Source organism: bacterium Scap17 (assembly GCA_013376735.1).
Lineage (GTDB): Bacteria > Pseudomonadota > Gammaproteobacteria > Pseudomonadales > Halomonadaceae > Cobetia.
On record VINJ01000001.1, the window covers coordinates 2,471,778 to 2,488,448 of the forward strand.

Consider the following 16,671-nt stretch of genomic DNA (forward strand, 5'->3'; position numbering starts at 1 on the left):
CGCCACGCAACATAGGGAGAGTGCTGCACATGAATCAGTCGCTATTGGCACTATTGGCCTTTGTGCCATTGCTGCTCGCCGGGGTGCTGTTGATCGGCTTTCGCATGGCCGCCCGCCTCGCCATGCCCATCGTCTTCGTGGTCACTGCATTGATCGCACTGCTGGCCTGGGACATGACCTTCACTCGTGTACTGGCCTCGTCCCTGCAGGGGCTGATACTGACGGTCGCGATCCTGTGGATCATCTTCGGCGCCCTGCTGCTGCTCAACACCCTCAAACATTCCGGCGGCATTGCCGCAATACGCAACGGCTTCTCCGGCATCAGCCCGGACCGCCGCGTACAGGCCATCATCGTGGCCTGGCTGTTCGGCTGCTTCATCGAGGGGGCCTCCGGCTTCGGCACTCCCGCCGCCGTCGCCGCTCCCTTGATGGTGGCGCTGGGCTTCCCGGCCCTGGCGGCGGTCGTGGTGGGCATGATGGTGCAATCGACACCGGTCTCCTTCGGCGCCGTCGGCACGCCCATTGTGGTCGGGGTTTCCGGTGGCCTCGACAAGGCCGGTATCAGCGAGACACTGGCCGCGAATGGCTCGAGTTGGGATGCCTACTTCCAGCTGGTGACGTCTGAAGTCGCCATCACTCACGGCATCATCGGCATCTGCATGCCGTTGATCATGGTTGCGGTGATGGTGCGGTTCTTCGGTGCCAATCGCTCCTGGCGTGAAGGATTGGAAGTCGCCCCCTTCGCGCTGTTTGCCGGCGTCTGCTTCGTGGTGCCTTACGTACTGGCCGGCATATTGCTGGGGCCGGAGTTCCCGTCGATGATCGGCGCCATGGTGGGGCTCGCCATCGTGGTACCGGCGGCGCGCAAGGGCTTCCTGCTGCCCAGCCGGACCTGGGACTTCCCGAACGCTGACAGCTGGCCCGCGGAGTGGATCGGCAAGCTGGACATGACACTTGTGCCCGTCGAGGGCCGCAACCGCTCTCGGTCGGCATGGGGTGGCTGCCGTACGTGCTGCTCGCGGTGCTGCTGGTGATGTCGCGCGTCATCGCACCGATAAAGGAAGCACTGACCTCTTGGAGCTTCGGCTGGAGCGGCATTCTCGGGGAGGGTGACATCTCCGGCAGTCTGCAGCCCCTGTACCTGCCCGGCGGTATTCTAGTGGTGGTGGTACTGCTGACCATCGTGCTGCACCGCATGCGCATGCGCGATGTCAGTGCTGCCGTCAGCGAATCCAGCCGCACCATCCTCGGCGCAGGCTTCGTGCTGCTGTTCACGATTCCGATGGTGCGCATCCTGATCAATTCCGGCGTCAACGAGGCGGATCTGGTGTCGATGCCGGTGGCGATGGCGCAGTTCATCGCCGATGGCGTGGGCGATATCTACCCGCTGTTCGCGCCGAGTGTCGGTGCCCTCGGGGCCTTCATCGCAGGCTCCAACACCGTCTCCAATCTGATGCTGGCCGATTTCCAGTTCAACGTCGCCCAGGCCCTGGGCATCTCCAGCGCCATGATGGTCGCCCTCCAGGCGGTCGGCGCGGCTGCCGGCAACATGATCGCCATCCACAACGTGGTCGCCGCCTCGGCAACCGTCGGCCTCCTGGGTCGCGAAGGCGTCACGCTGCGCAAGACGATCCTGCCGACGCTCTACTACGTGATCTTCGCTGGCCTCATCGGCATGATTGCCTTCCACGGCCTGGGGGTGATCGACGGCTTGATGGGCTGACAGCACACCGCGTATTACTCTGGCAGACGACAGCAGGCCCGCATTGTGTGCAGGCCTGCTGTCGTGTGGAGATCATCAACGAGATATTGAATGTGTTTACTCCAGAGGGCTGTTTATCAACAGGGTGCGGCGTAATAAATTGCCCAACATCACCGAAACGCCAACCCTCATACCGCAAGTTTCTGGAGCAGATACCCCATGACCCACTCTGTATTGCACCCTACCCGATTACAACAGGCCCGCGAGCTCGAATTGCCTTCCCGCGAGGCCATGCTGCGGCGCGCGCCCTCCGTCCAGCAATTCTGGGACGATCACCGTCAGCTGCTGAGTGACGCCTGGCGTGAATGGGAAGCCGTCGAGCAAGACGACCTCGCCATCCTCGACAGTACCTTGATCGACGAGGCGCTGCGCACTGCCGTCAAGCAGGCGTGGGAGAATCCCGAGCGCGAGACGGACGTCAAGGCGCTGATGACCGAAGTCGCCACTGACGTCTATCAGTTCCAGCTCTTCGATCCCGAACGCATCGCTGACCTGCGCAACCTGCTGGAGCAGGCATGGGACGCCGGCATTCCACTACGCCCGCCGTATGGCATCGTGCTCAATCGACGCGGCGCGATGCTCGACCAACGCTCACAGGGCTACTTGGCGGCACCGAATTTCCAGGCGTTCTACCAGCAGCTGCTCGACACCTACATGCGCCCGATCTCCCGCATGCTGTTCCCGGAGATCATGGGCTACGATGGCCAGACCTTCGGCTTCTCGATCCACTATCAGCCCACCACGGACGCCTCGATTCGACCGCATACCGATGCCTCATCCGTGACGCTCAACATCAACATGAACCTGCCGGACGAGCCCTTCGAGGGCTCTGAACTGGACGTTCTCGATGCCGCCAGCGGTGATGCGGTGCGCTTCTCGTTCACGCCCGGCTCGGCCATGCTGCATCGCGGTAACGTGCCGCATGCCCCGCAGCCGATCACCAGCGGACAGCGCTCCAACCTCGTGCTGTGGCTGTATGGTGAACGAGGCCAGATACCGCCGCAGAGCGCCCAGCGTCGGGCGATACCTGCCGAGGATCGCTGGGTCGCCTCGAGCGCTGAACAGGATGATTACGCTCCGTTCTGATGGATATCGCTATCGAACAAAAACGACAAAGGGGGCCTTTGATAGGCCCCCTTTGTCGTTGTCATGTGATCGAAACGCCGCTCGATCACCCGCTCATGACCATCGGATCATGGCCTCGCCTGGCATGACGGGAAAGCCGAGCAGATCACGAAGGAACGCGGCATCCGGCGAGAGCGTCAGCCAGCTCACGGCGGCGATATTGAGCAGTACCACACACCAGAACACGAACTGGTAGCTTGTCTTGCGCGTCTTGTGGCGCAGACTCTGCTGGGCGATCAACGCGCCCGGCCAGCCACACGCAAGCTCCATGAAGTGCAGGGTATCCTCGCGGACTCTCTGTTCACTCTCAGCAGCGGCCAATTTATCTACCCGATACGCCATGTACGCCACCAGGCTCATGCCCAGATACGCTACAGGCAATATCCATGGCAGACGCTCCTGCCACCATCCTGCACCGAGCACCACCGCAACGGCCAACGCCACCAACCATGCAAGCCCCACCCCGGTTGAAGTGCTGGAAGCTCCGGCCCCATGGGTGCGAAAGCAAATGGCACGTGGACGATTGTTGTCATCCATGCCCAACTGATAATGCACCTGCGCGCTGGCCTTGGGTCGCCCACGCCCCTTATATGCACTGATGTGGGCAAAGACATCCTTGCCACCCGACGCCGGGGTAATGAAGCCGAAGCCCTTGGCATCGTTCCAACGCGTCAATCGTCCTTGAAGGTTCATCGTCTCTTCTCTTCCTGGTCTGGCCCCTTAGCCGATGAAGGTACCGGAGGTATTGCCGCCCCCCTTGCCGCCGGCGCCACCTTCACCGTGGTCGTCATCATCTCCATCATGTCGGCCATCCTTATGCTCTCGCTCGACGTCGCGCTGCCCCTGGGAAACTCCCTGATCCTGAGAGCGAGCGCCGCCTTGTTCATGATCACGGATATCGCCAGCGGGAGACGCCTGCGCATTGGCATACACCGCCAGCGCATCATCGGAATTGCGCGCCTCGACCTGAGCCTGCTCTCGATAGCCCTGGGTTTCCAGCAGGCTCGCGTACCACTGGTTGCCCTTGAGGCTGATGGTCAGATTCAGGCCCAGAAACAGCACATTGGAGATGAGCTGCCCTTCCATGGTCGCCGGAATGAAGACCGAGCTGAGCACGATGAAGCCGAACAGGCTGCCCGCCAGCAACCACATGCGCTTGTAGAGCGCCCAGAACATGCCGAAGAAGAACGCCGGCCAGGACCAGCCGATCTTGACGGCGAGCGTGCCGTGCTGGGGATGCGTCAGAATGCGAAATGAAGCCATCGAGGAGATCCTAGTCTATGGCGCCGGGCCAGCCGTGAGCCGCCAGGGGCGCGGAACAAATGACATACATCGTCCACTATACCGCTGCCCACTTGTCAGGACCATGAACCTCGCTGGCGCTATCTCACTGATTCTCCTCAATCTTGTCAGCCGCGCGAGTCATCGAGCTCAGTCATTCAAGCTCAGTCATTCACAGCGGGCCATTCGCGCCTGACGACACAGCTCACAGCGTCTGGATGACCAGAGGCGCCTCTCCCGCCGGGTAGGCACAGCACATCAGCACCTGCCCCGAAGCCACGCCAGCCTGTGGCGGCTCGGGATACTGCACCTGCCCCTCGACGAGTCGCAGTGCACAGCTACCACAGCGCCCGGAACGACAACTGGACATGGCATTCACGCCTGACAGCTCGGCTAGCTCCAGCAGGCTGCCCTGTTCGGGCGTCCACTGACGTGTGATGTCCGCATCGCTATCCGGCGGCTGGCCGGGTGCCCCGCGCGGCGTGAAGGTGACTTGGGCATGTTCCGGCAAGCTCGCCTGGAAGTCTGCCGATAGTGCAACCGCAGTTGCCTCGCCCTCCTCCAGTGAGCCGAGGCCGAAGAATTCGTGATGCAATTGCTCTCGCGGCAATCCCAGTGTCATCAGGGCGGCGTATTGCGCGCGCATGAAGCCTTCCGAGCCACACAGGTAGACATGGCTCACGGCAAGCTCTGGCAGGCTTGCCGCCAGACTCGCCAGCTCCAGCCTGCCGACCGATTGATGGTGTCCGGCTGCGAGGTCCGCCTCGGTCGGGCGTGACAGGGCGATATGTAACCGCAACCACGCATGCACACGCGACCAGCGCTTGAGCGTGTCGAGAAATGCCAGCTCTTGCCCATCCCGCGCGGCATGCAGGAAGAGCACCTCGCCGAGCGGAGGGTCGCCCGCCTCTGCCTTGTGTATCAGCTCTTCCAGCATGGCGATCATCGGCGTGATGCCGACTCCGGATGACAACAGCACGATAGGTGCGGTCGCGTCCTGCAGGATGAAATCCCCTGTCGGGGGTAGTGCTTCCAGTTCATCTCCCACCGCGATTTCATCATGCAGCAGTCGTGAGGCGAGCCCCTTGGGATCGCGGCGTACCGAGATGCGGTAGGCACTCTGCCCCTCCTGCCAGGCCCGGGAGAGACTGTAACTGCGCATCACCGCTATCTCGCCGATGGACAAGGGCTTGCGTGGCGTGGAGGCCAGACGCAGCGTCAGAAACTGGCCGGCCTGATAGGCAGGTGTCGGTGTCGCGGCGGACTCCTGCTCCGCCTGCGACAACGGTGCCAGATAGAAGGAGGTGATCGACTCGCTTTCGCGCACCTTGTCGATGACGCGCAGTCGGCGCAGGCGGGCGGGCGCCTCGTCAGCGGCCGGCCAGTCACCGGTCTGCTCAAGCGACGGTGAGAGTTCGATCAGACGTCCCTGGGCGGGCAAGACATGCTCGACGTGCAATATCTGCTCCGGCACCACATCCACGATGCGCTCGGCCCCTTCGACCAGTGCTGCTCGCTGGGGATTCCAGTCGACCCGGGCATGTCCCTTGAGCAACAACACCTCGCCCGTGATGAAGTCAGGAATCAACAGGCTGACCCGCGCATCCAGCTCGATATTGCCCAGGGTGTTGAAGAAGCGATTGCCAGCAAAGTCCGGAAACGACAGGCTGCCATCGGCATTCAAATGCACAAAGCCGGGTCTGCCGCCACGATGCGAGACATCCACTCCGTTGGGCGCAGAATCGTCAAGCTCACCTGCGCGAGTGGCGATGAAGAAGGTGTCCGCCCGGGCCAGCAAGGCCCGCGCCGCTGCATCGTGGCATGTCGTCTCATCATTGAGTGACACCTCGCGACTGACCAGCGATTTCGTCTGTCCACCCGCCCAGTCGATCTCACGTTGCTGGATATATTGCGGACAGTTGCCAAAACTCTGGTCGACCCCGATCCGCAGCCCATCCGGCACCCTGCCCGCCACCGCTTGCGGGGCAAGCAGGGTGCCATTCATTCGATTGCGTCGACGACTGGCAAGATCCAGCCCCAGCACGCCGATTCTAGTGCCGGGAGTGAAGTCCAGTCCCAGCAAGTTCTCCAATGCGGGACGCACCTTTACCTGCAGCTCAGCGGACGTGGCGTCACACAGCTGCCCGGGCGGCGCGTAGCTCACCACGGCCCATGGCCAGCCATCGCCGTCAGGCACCCCCATGAACAGCACCGGCAGGCTTTCGAAGAAGGCGACGTGCTGCTCGGGCATCCGCTCGCGGACGTAGGGCGCGACCTGCTCGAGATAGCGCTCTGGTACCCCTGCACGTGCCTGCACACGCTGCTCACCTGCATGAAAGACCTGCCGATGCTCACTCATGGTCAATCCCTCGCGAAGATGTGGAGACTCAGGCCAGTACAGGACTCGTGGCCATGCCGACGAAACCCGGCTCGCCTTCGATACGCGCAAGCCAGCCACGGATATTGGGATAACCTCCCAGGCCGACACCTCCCTCAGGGGCATGGGCGATATAGCTGTAACCCGCGATATCGGCCAGGCTGAGGCGCTCTCCCACCAGGTAATGACGCTGATCCAGATGGGACTCCATCACGGCGAACAGGGCATGTGCACGAGCGATGGCCTGTTCGTGGTCGAAGGGAGCACCGAACACGGTCACCAGACGTGCGGTGCAAGGCCCGGCAGCGATCTCACCCGCCGCCACCGAGAGCCAGCGTTGCACTTCAGCCACGGCCAGTGCCTCAGTGGGCATGAAGCGCTGCTCGCCGTCATAGCGCCGGGTCAGATAGACGAGGATGGCATTCGAATCGCTGAGGAAGACCCCATTGTCCTCGATGGCCGGCACCTGCCCGAACGGGCTGATCTTGAGAAACTCGGGGGCCTTGTGCGCGCCGTTGGCCATGTCGAGATCCACCGTCTCATAGGGAATCTCCAGCAGTGCCAGCAGCAGCTCGACGCGGTGGCAGTGGCCGGACTTGGGATTGCGGAACAGGCGAATGGGAGATGCTTCAGCAGGAAATAGCGAGTTCATGGGTCACCTTCGTGGGCAGTGGAAAGACACGGTCTGAATCGTCTCATGCAGTCGAAACACCACGACCTATCAGACCTCCCCACGGTAATCCAATCACCACAAGGCTAGAATCCTCGAACAATACAATTCATCATTCCATGAAATGATAGTAATCGATGCCAACGAGGCGCGAAGAATGGATAGACTGCAGACACTGGAGGTCTTCGTGGCCGTGGCCGATGCGGGAGGCTTCGCGGCCGGCAGCCGCGCACTGGGGATGAGTGCCCCCTCGGTGACCCGCGGCATCAATGCCCTGGAAGCTCGCCTGGGGACGCGACTGTTCACGCGTAGCACGCGACGCGTGCGTCTGACCGAGATCGGGCAGCGCTATCTGGAGGATGCACGCAGAATCCTGGCGGAACTCCAGGCGGCCGAGGACAGTGTCAGCGGCGCCGCGACTCGCCCGACTGGCGTATTGCGTATCACCTGTCCCACCGAATTCGGTCGCCTGCACGTGATGCCGTTGCTGATGGAGTATCTCGAGCGCTATCCCGAGATGCGAGCCGAGGTGGTGATGGTGGACCGCGTGGTCAACATGATCGAGGAGGGTTTCGATATCGCCGTGCGGATCGGCTCACTGCCCTCCTCGGGACTCTCGGCATTGCGCGTCGGCAGCGTGCGACGCGTGGTATGTGGCTCACCGGCGCATTTCGCCCGCGAAGGCATACCGAATTCGCTGGAGGCCCTGGCCGCCCAGCGCATCATTGCCTCCAGCAATCTGGGCGCTGGCAAGGAATGGCGCTTCGGTCGTGAGGGCGAGTATGCGATACGCATCAGCCCGAGGCTGACGATGAGCAGTATCGCCGCCTGCATCGAGGCGGCCCGCAGTGGCTGGGGCATTACCCGCGTGCTCTCGTATCAGGTCGGCGAGGATCTCGTCGCCGGTCGTCTGCAGGCGGTACTGGAGGAACTCGAACCGCCTGCCCTGCCGATTCATCTGCTGCATAGCGAGGGACGCGGCGCAGTGGCCAAGGTACGTACCTTTCTGGATTTCGCCGCCGAGCGCCTGCGCGCCAATCCCGTACTGAATCCCTCACCGTCAGCGCGATTGACCGACTGAGCCTGCCTATGGCGGGTTGAAGGCCGCCATGTCCTCACGCAGCAAACCAAGCAGCCGATTGGCACCGACGCTCAGTTGCCGACCCAGTCGGCTGATCAGTTGCACATGGGGTGTGACGAACTGAGCTTCCTGCAACGGAATGCGGCACAGCCGTCCAGCATCGACCTCCTCAGCCACCACGAAATCCGGCAGCAGGGTCACGCCGCCCTGCAGCGCGAACTGCTTGAGCATCGCCAGCGCGTTGCAGGTGAGCGTCGGGCTCAGCATCACCCCGGCCTGATACTCCGCCTGGGCGACAATCTGACGGATGCCGAACGACACCTCCGGCAGCGCCAGGGCATGGCCCTCGAGCGCCGCCAGCGTCAGTGGCTTGCGTGGATCCTGGGTCTGACGTGCCAGAGGGTGCTCGGGATTGACCACCGCACACACCGGCTGCGGCCGCGAGGCATGCGTGCGGATCTTGGGATCGCGTGTCGGATGGAACACAAGTCCGAGATGCGCCTCGTCCTCGACGACCTGACGGATCACTTCATTGGTCCCGCACAGATTCACCTTGAGCTCGATGCCCGGATGGCGGGCGGAGAAACGGCTCAAGGGCCCTGCCAGCCCCTCGATGAACCCCTCACCGATCGCCAGCACCAGCGAGCCGCTCTGCAGTCCCTTCAATGACTGCAATGACTCCAGCAACACCTCCTGCTGGGCCAGACGCTCACGGTAATACTCCAGCACTCGCTCGCCGGCCTCGGTGGGCTTGACCCCGCGGCGATGACGCTCCAGCAGCGGCATGCCCAGCTCATGCTCCAGCTGGGAAATCTGACGACTGACCGCCGACGGCGCCACATTCAGGAAATCCGCCGCCGCACGCACACTGCCAAGCCTTGCAGCCTCATGAAAGTGACGGATACGCCGCTCCTGCACCAGACTCATCACGCCTCCAGCATTGCCTTGAAGGCAACATTATAGTGAATTCGGGATTATTGCTGGAACACAGAAGCGCTGTCCATACTCGAGTCACCGGGTAGTACTCCCCCTTTCACCACGACAGGCACACCACAATGACAACAACCGTCGGTGTCATCGGCCTGGGCAACATGGGTGGCGGCATGGCCGCCACACTTGCTCGCCATGACTTCCCCGTCTTCGGGTTCGATCTCTCACAGGCTGCGCGTGACAAGGCCGCTGCGGCAGGCGTCACACCGGTCAGTTCACTGGCAGAGCTGCTGGACAGGATCGACGTCGTAATCCTCTCGCTGCCCAAGGCAGAGCAGGTAGAGCAGCTATGTCTGGGCAAGGAAGGCGCACAGGAAGAGGATCAAGACGCCACTCGTCTCCTTACGCTGGGCAAGCCCGGCCTGATCGTGATCGACACCACTACCTCGACTCCCGAGACCAGTCGCAGGGTGGCGGCGGCGCTGGCGACTCGTGGTATCGACTTCATCGATGCCCCGGTGTCCGGCGGCCCCAAGGGCGCGGCGAGTGGCAGCATGTCGATGGTGATCGGCGCCGAGGAGGAAGTGCTGGCCCGCGCCATGCCGGTACTGGAAGCCATGAGCGGCAGCCGCGTACACGTTGGCAGCTGTGGTGCGGGCAACGTCGCCAAGATCGCCAACAACATGCTCGCGGCCTGTCATCTGATCAGCACGGCGGAGGCCGTCAGCATGGCCGCCAAGGCAGGCGTATCGCCGGAGAAATTGCTGGAAGGCGTGAATGCGGGCTCGGGACGCAGCGGCGCGAGTCAGGTCATGTTCCCCAGCTGGGTGATCAACCAGGCCTATGATTCCGGCTTCACCATGGGCCTGATGCGCAAGGATGTCGGGCTGGCCAGTGATCTGACGGCAGAACTGGGGCTGGCGCTTCCGCTCTCCAGTACCGTCGCGCAGCTCTGGGATGAGAGCCGCGCGACGCTGGATGACAGCGAAGACTTCTGCGCCATTGTGCAACGCACTGACCCGACCCTCTTTGGCCACGGAGAATAAGCCATGCTGACCCAGAACATGACCCCGACCTCCCCGATCGCTAAGCGCATCGCCGAGCTGATGCAGAATTTTCAGAACGGCAGCCAGCCTCATGACGACAACTTTGTCATCAGCAGCCTGATCGGTGGTGAGTTCATCACCGGCACGGGTGAGCCCATCGAGGTGCGCAACGCCCAGGATGACAGCCTGATGCTGTCCTTCCCGGATGCCGATGCGTCTCAGGTCGCGCTCGCCAACGCCGCCACGCGCCAGGCACAACCGCAGTGGGCCGCCATGACCGCCCAGGCACGTGGGCGCGTCATCTATCAGGTAGGGACCTTGATTCGCGAACAGGCCGAGGCGCTGGCCGAACTCGAGGCGCTGAGCGCCAACAAGCCGATTCGCGATGCGCGTGTCGAGGTGGCCAAGGTCGCCGAGATGTTCGAGTACTACGCGGGCTGGGCAGATAAGCTGCACGGCGAGGTGATTCCGGTCCCGACCTCGCACCTCAACTACGTCACCTACGAGCCGCTGGGCACCGTGCTGCAGATCACGCCATGGAATGCCCCCATCTTCACCGCCGGCTGGCAGGTAGCCCCGGCCATCACCGCCGGCAATGCGGTGATCCTCAAGCCCTCGGAGCTGACGGCGCTGTCCTCGCTGGCCCTCGGTGTGTTGATCGAGCGCGCCGGCGTGCCACGCGGACTGGTCAACATCATCGCAGGCTACGGCCATACCATTGGCCAGGCCTTCATCGCCGAGGGCGACATCCGCAAGGTGGTGTTCGTCGGCTCGCCCGCGACTGGCCGCCACATCGCCACCGCCGCGGCGCAGCGCTGCATTCCCAGCGTGCTGGAGCTGGGCGGCAAGTCGGCCAACATCGTCTTCGAGGATGCCGATCTCGAGGTGGCACTACGTGGTGCCCAGGCGGCCATCTTCTCCGGCGCTGGTCAAAGCTGCGTGTCGGGTTCGCGCCTGCTGGTACAGGCCTCGATCTTCGAGAAGTTCACCACTGCACTGGCCGAGGCCGCCACGCAATTCACCCTCGGTGATCCTCAGGACCCGGCGACCCAGATCGGCCCGATCAACAACGCCAAGCAATACCAACATGTGACGTCGATGCTTGCCGGCGCCATCGAGGACGGCGCGCGTCTCGCCGATGGCTCAGCAGACCCCATCCCGGACACCGGCGGCTATCATGTCGCGCCGACGGTACTGCTGGGCGACAACGCCATGGCCTGCGCACAGGAAGAGATCTTCGGCCCGGTCGTGGTGGCCATACCGTTCGAGGAGGAAGCCGACGCCATCCGCATCGCCAACGACAGTCGCTTCGGACTGGCCGGCGCCGTCTGGACGCGCGACGTCGGCCGCGCCCACCGCGTGGCACGCCAGGTACGTGCCGGCACCTTCTGGGTCAATGGCTACAAGACCATTCACGTCAGCTCGCCCTTCGGCGGCTACGGCGAGAGTGGCTATGGCCGCTCCTCAGGGCTGGATGCGCTGCGTGAATACAGCGAAGTGAAGAGCGTGTGGGTCGAGACGGCTGCCGAGCCCGCCGCCAGCTTCGGCTATGGGGCGAGTCTAGAGTAGCAAGATAGCGTCGTGTTGCCTGTCAGCTGGGCAGCACTCAAGACACGCAGTGGTTGACGGGATGCATGGCCTTGAAAAGTCCTGCATCCTTGCTCCCTCCCCGCATGACACCGCAAGGCGCCGTGGATTTCCCACCACGGTGCCTTGCGGCGTTTGACGGCTTGCGCCAGCATCGACTTCTGATTTCCGACTTCCGAGTTCTGAGTCCCGGCATCGCGGCCAGTGGCAAGCAGTACTCCCGTGGCAAGCAGTACTCTCGTGACAAGCAGTACTCCCGAGACAAGGCATTCGTCCATCGCCCCGACGACTCAAGGATACGTGAATGCGCGTCAAGACCGACTTCCCCCCATCGCGTCCGCGAGATCGAGCACACGCTGATTCCGCTCTCGGACGGCACCCGGCTGGCCGCCAGAATCTGGCTGCCGCAAGATGCGGATCGCACGCGTGCCGAGATCGTCTGGCACTACCATGCCGGACGTGGTCAGCACGGGCGTGACAGTGCGCTTGGCGAGACCACCCCGGGCCAGTTCGACGTCCGTGTCGAGAGCCACTACCGCATGCGCTGCGACGCCGAGAACTTCTATCTCGAAGCCGAGCAGATCGCCTGGCAAGACGACGAGGAGGTCCACCGACGTGGCTGGCAGCGTACAGTGCCGAGATCATCGGTCTGAGACGCCCGCTCAAGCGCCTGGCGCATACCTGTCCTGCGAGCGTTGCTGCCAGGACGCCAGCTCCGCCGCCAGATAGGGCATGAAGCGCTGCCCCTGACGCGAGACGGGATGAAAGCGCGAGGTGACCAGCGCGATGTCAAGGGTGATGCTCGGTGTGAAAGGCACGATGCGTATATGGCAATCGTGGCGCGCCAGCATCGCCTCCGCCGTCACCGGATCGATCAGCGCGATCCCCAGCCCTTCATTGACGAGCATCGCGACCGAGGGAAACAGATGGGTCTCGATGCTCGCCTGCAGTGTCATGCCGACCTGCTGGAAGGCCCGCGCGAGTTTCAGCGTGCTCTGATGATGCTGGTCCAGCGTGATGATGGTTTCCCCGGCCAGGTCCGCAGGGCCCAGTGACGTCTTCTCGGCGAGAGGGTTGTCTTCTGGAACTGCAAGCGCCATGCACAGCCGGTACTCCTCGAGTATCAGCTCATCGATGGCGGCGTCCGACTCGATCACGCCGAGATCGAACTGGCCCTCAGCGACCCACTCGGCGATCTTGCGCGAACTGAAGGTCTGCAACGACAAACGACTGTCGGGAAAATCGACAAGATAGCGCGCCATCACTCGAGGCATCACCGTGGGAGACAGCCCCGGCATCGACGCCACGGTGAGCTTTCCGGCATGGCCGTCACGCAGTCCATCGGTCAACTCATCAAGGTGGCCCACCGAGGCCAGCACCTTATCGACCCCTTCGGCCAGATGGACGGCCTCCGGCGTCAACTGGGTACCGTAGTGGTTGCGGCGAAAGAGCAGAAAGCCGACTTCACTTTCCAGATTGGTGATCGCCGTGCTCACCGCGGGCTGGGTGATGGCCAGGCGACGCGCTGCCTGGGAAAGACTGCCCGTACGTACCACCTCCTGAAAGATCTGCAATTGACGCAGGTTGTGCCTGAGTTTCATGACGGCTGGGCTCTCATCTGATGGCAGGGCTCTTGTGGCAGAGCTCTCGCGGCGAGGCCTCATGCCCGGATTCTCGAGACTAGCCTTTCTCGGGCAGACTCTAAATTGTTCTTATGACTTAATAGATCGCCTTTAGTTGTGCTTATACCCTCTGTGGGAGGAAGCTGACCAGACCCTCATAACCAACAACAAAGGGCCACACAATGCATATGATCGACCTCATGGGGCTATTGCTGTATTTCGCGATACTGCTCTACATCGGCTACCGCAGCGCCAAGAAGACCTCCAGCAGTGCCGACTTCGCCGTCGCTGGCAACAAGATCATCTGGCCGGTGCTGTTCGCCACGCTCGCTGCCTCCTTCCTCGGCGGGGGGGCCTCGATGGGTCGCGCCGGCAAGGCCTTCGATGAAGGCTACGCCTTCATGTTCGCGGCCTCTGCCTTCCCCATCGCCACCATCATTGCAGGTCTCTACATCGCACCGCGCCTCAAGCGCTATGCGGGTGCCCAGACGGTTGGGGACATCATGGCGCACCACTATGGCCGCAGTGCTCGCCTGCTGACCGGCGTCTTCTCGCTGATCTTCTGCGTCGGCATCCTCGGGGCTCAGGCGCTGGCCATCGGCACCGTCTTCAATGCCATCTTGGGCATCGACATCAGCACCGGCATCCTGATCGGCATGGCAGTGGTGCTGGTGTACTCCACGGCCGGTGGCATGTGGGCCGTGATCCAGACGGATGTGGTGCAGTTCGTGATGCTCGCCGTCTTCCTGCCCATCACCATGATCGTCGGGCTCGACAAGATCGGTGGCCCCGATGCCTTGATCGCCGCGCTACCCAGCGAGCACTTCAGCCTCATGGGCGATTACACGCCGCTGATGTTCATCAGTATCTTCATCGCCTTCCTGCTCGGCGAGACCCTCGTCCCGCCCTACACCCAGCGCGCCCTGTCGGCACCGGATTCCCGTCATGCCAAGATCGGCTACTCGCTGGCCGGTGGCTTCGGTCTGCTGTTCTATGCCGTCAGCTCCACCATCGGCCTGATCGCGCTGGTGCTCTATCCGCAGATCTCGCCGGATCAAGCCATGCCGGAACTGATTCGCGACGCCCTGCCGCTGGGCCTGACCGGCCTGGTGCTCGCCTCACTGCTGGCCGTGGTGATGTCGACGGCGGATTCCTACCTGAACTCGGCAGCGGTCATCTTCGTGACCGACATCTACAAGCCCTTCCTCAACCCCGCCATGTCCGGCAAGCAGCAGCTGTGGATCGAGCGCGGCGTCAACCTCGCCATCGGCATCGGCGCCATCGTCTTCGCGCTCTACGCCACCTCGATCATCGATGCACTGCTGCTGAGCTACGCGCTGTGGGCACCGACCATCCTGCTGCCGTTCATCTTCGCGGTGCTGTTCAAGATCCGCTGCAAGCGTGCCGGCATCGCCGCGATGCTCGCCGGGGCACTGGCCACCAGCATCTGGAAGTGGAGCAGCCTGGAGCTCGAGGCATTAAGCGGCATCACGCCGCTGATCGCCGGCGTCATCGCCAATATCGTGGTCTTCACCCTTGTCTATCAGTTCTTGAACGCGGCGCCGGATCACAACGGCAAGAATGCCCCGACCCAGCCCACCCACTCCTGAGGACCTGACCATGTTCGGATTGACCCTGTATGTGATCTGCCTGCTGAGCATCCTCACTGCCGTGGGCATCGCCATCGCCTCCTGGAAGTTCTACCGCGACAACTGAGCCACCGGCAGGGTCTGCAACGCTCGGCCCAAGGTCACCCAAGGCCCCGTCGTGCCCTTGTCATGGCCCTGCCACCGTCTTCATCACGCCGAGCATGCCGGGTAACCCGCCCGGCACGCTCGGTCAAGAGAGTCCACGCGATGACCCCGCAATCCCCTGCCGCCGAAGCGGCGAGTCACGCCAGCATTGCCGTCATTGGCGCCGGCATCATTGGCCTCGCGACCTGCCGCGCCTTGCAGGCACGTGGCTATCACGTTCATTTGTATGACCCGAAGCCCGTCGGCGAAGGCACTTCCTTCGGCAACGCGGGTCTGATCGCCAACTACGCCACCTCGCCGATGGCCAACGGCGATACCCTGCGCCAACTGCCGGGCCAGCTGCTGAGCAGGCAGCCCTCCCTTGGCATCGCCCTGCGCCACACCCCTGCCCTAGCGGACTTCGGCTGGCGCTTCCTCAAGGCGGCAACGCCCACCAATTTCCAGCGCCACAAGTCAGATCTGATCGCCCTGCTGGCCAATGCCGTCGAGCGACAGCATGCCCTGATCGATGATCTTCAGGCCCACACATCCGCACCACTTTTCCAGCAGCACGGCTGCCTACAGATCCAACGCGACACCGCCATCACCCCGGCAGCGCTGGAGACGATGGCCCGAGCGAAGCGACATGACGGGGTCGAATGTCAGGCACTGAGCGCAAACCAGCTGCGAGATCTGGAACCGTCGCTCAACTCGAAGGGACTGGCAGGCGGCCTCTACTATCCTGACACCCGCCACCTCACCAGCCCACTGTCACTCAGTCGCCAACTCTACGCACAGCTGAAAGAAGGCGGCCTGGAGTGGACGGCGCAGCAGGTTGACACCCTCACGCCGCTTTCCAGTGGTGGTTGGCGCATCAACACCGCCGCCACCTCGCAGGAGGCCTCGCATGTGGTGATCTGCGCCGGCATCGCGAGCAATACGCTGCTGACGGGGCTCGGCAAGCGACTGCCGGTGGTCAGCGAGCGCGGCTATCACATCGAACTCGCCACCTCACTGCCACTCTCACGCCCGGTGGGTTGGCTGGCGCATCACTTCTACGCCTCGCCCATGGCCGAAGGGATACGCCTGGCGGGCACCACCGAATTCTGCGCGCCCTCGCGTCCCGCATCGTCACAACGCTGGCAAGCCCTGAAGCAATGGGGCGAGACACTCTTCGGTCAGCCGCTGGACGTCGCCAGCCACTGGATGGGCGTGCGCCACTCCACCCCTGATGGCCTGCCGGTAGTGGGCGAAATGCCCGGCTGCCCCGGCCTGCTACTCGCCTACGGGCACGGCCACCTGGGCCTGACACTCTCGGACGAGACGGGCGATCTGGTGGCACGCACAGTGGCGCACGAGCCCCTGCCGGAATACGCGCGCAGCCTGTCGCCCGCCAGGTTCTGCCAATGATCCCGCTGCCCTGAGCAAGCAGGACGACACCCTTGCCCCTGAAGACG

13 protein-coding genes and 1 pseudogene are annotated in these 16,671 nt (G+C 63.1%); 8 read left to right on the forward strand and 6 right to left on the reverse strand.

The genetic code is table 11. The annotated features are described in order from the left end of the window. The first annotated feature begins 29 nt into the window (after window positions 1–29). A pseudogene (locus FLM52_10510) lies at window positions 30–1,723 on the forward strand (L-lactate permease). A 213-nt stretch (window positions 1,724–1,936) separates the two neighbouring features. Continuing rightward, window positions 1,937–2,848 (forward strand): 2OG-Fe(II) oxygenase, encoded by a 912-nt coding sequence (locus FLM52_10515; protein NVN56220.1) that lies wholly within the window; start codon window positions 1,937–1,939, stop codon window positions 2,846–2,848. 93 nt (window positions 2,849–2,941) lie between these two features. On the opposite strand, the gene FLM52_10520 is transcribed toward FLM52_10515, so the two are convergent. From FLM52_10520 to FLM52_10535, 4 genes are all read right to left on the reverse strand, one after another. Then, window positions 2,942–3,580 carry a DUF1294 domain-containing protein gene (locus FLM52_10520; protein ID NVN56221.1) on the reverse strand — a complete coding sequence of 213 codons (639 nt, stop codon included), beginning with the start codon at window positions 3,578–3,580 and terminating at the stop codon, window positions 2,942–2,944. Window positions 3,581–3,607: 27 nt separating this feature from the next. Then, on the reverse strand, window positions 3,608–4,150 hold the full coding sequence (locus FLM52_10525) for a DUF2628 domain-containing protein (protein ID NVN56222.1): 543 nt from the start codon (window positions 4,148–4,150) through the stop codon (window positions 3,608–3,610). A 223-nt stretch (window positions 4,151–4,373) separates the two neighbouring features. Further along, complete coding sequence (locus tag FLM52_10530) at window positions 4,374–6,671, reverse strand: 2Fe-2S iron-sulfur cluster binding domain-containing protein (GenBank protein ID NVN56223.1); 2,298 nt, start codon at window positions 6,669–6,671, stop codon at window positions 4,374–4,376. After that, window positions 6,556–7,197, reverse strand: coding sequence for a glutathione S-transferase (locus FLM52_10535; GenBank protein NVN56224.1), 642 nt, complete (start codon window positions 7,195–7,197; stop codon window positions 6,556–6,558). Before FLM52_10535 ends, FLM52_10530 begins: the two co-directional genes overlap by 116 nt. Window positions 7,198–7,372: 175 nt before the next feature. On the opposite strand from FLM52_10535, the gene FLM52_10540 reads away from it, so the two are divergent. After that, window positions 7,373–8,296: a LysR family transcriptional regulator gene (locus FLM52_10540; protein ID NVN56225.1), complete on the forward strand. Its 924-nt coding sequence runs from the start codon at window positions 7,373–7,375 to the stop codon at window positions 8,294–8,296. A 6-nt stretch (window positions 8,297–8,302) separates the two neighbouring features. Here FLM52_10540 and FLM52_10545 read toward each other — a convergent pair whose 3' ends face one another. Further along, window positions 8,303–9,223 carry a LysR family transcriptional regulator gene (locus tag FLM52_10545; GenBank protein ID NVN56226.1) on the reverse strand — a complete coding sequence of 307 codons (921 nt, stop codon included), beginning with the start codon at window positions 9,221–9,223 and terminating at the stop codon, window positions 8,303–8,305. A 128-nt stretch (window positions 9,224–9,351) separates the two neighbouring features. On the opposite strand from FLM52_10545, the gene FLM52_10550 reads away from it, so the two are divergent. From FLM52_10550 to FLM52_10560, 3 genes are all read left to right on the forward strand, one after another. Then, window positions 9,352–10,272 (forward strand): NAD(P)-dependent oxidoreductase, encoded by a 921-nt coding sequence (locus FLM52_10550; GenBank protein ID NVN56227.1) that lies wholly within the window; start codon window positions 9,352–9,354, stop codon window positions 10,270–10,272. Between the two features lie 60 nt (window positions 10,273–10,332). Continuing rightward, window positions 10,333–11,841 carry an aldehyde dehydrogenase gene (locus FLM52_10555; GenBank protein ID NVN56228.1) on the forward strand — a complete coding sequence of 503 codons (1,509 nt, stop codon included), beginning with the start codon at window positions 10,333–10,335 and terminating at the stop codon, window positions 11,839–11,841. A 222-nt stretch (window positions 11,842–12,063) separates the two neighbouring features. Then, on the forward strand, window positions 12,064–12,219 hold the full coding sequence (locus tag FLM52_10560) for a hypothetical protein (protein NVN56229.1): 156 nt from the start codon (window positions 12,064–12,066) through the stop codon (window positions 12,217–12,219). A 302-nt stretch (window positions 12,220–12,521) separates the two neighbouring features. On the opposite strand, the gene FLM52_10565 is transcribed toward FLM52_10560, so the two are convergent. Further along, on the reverse strand, window positions 12,522–13,523 hold the full coding sequence (locus FLM52_10565) for a LysR family transcriptional regulator (GenBank protein ID NVN56230.1): 1,002 nt from the start codon (window positions 13,521–13,523) through the stop codon (window positions 12,522–12,524). 140 nt (window positions 13,524–13,663) lie between these two features. On the opposite strand from FLM52_10565, the gene FLM52_10570 reads away from it, so the two are divergent. Then, window positions 13,664–15,091 (forward strand): sodium:solute symporter family protein, encoded by a 1,428-nt coding sequence (locus FLM52_10570; GenBank protein NVN56231.1) that lies wholly within the window; start codon window positions 13,664–13,666, stop codon window positions 15,089–15,091. Between the two features lie 168 nt (window positions 15,092–15,259). Further along, complete coding sequence (locus FLM52_10575; protein ID NVN56232.1) at window positions 15,260–16,624, forward strand: FAD-dependent oxidoreductase; 1,365 nt, start codon at window positions 15,260–15,262, stop codon at window positions 16,622–16,624. The last annotated feature ends 47 nt before the right edge of the window (window positions 16,625–16,671 follow it).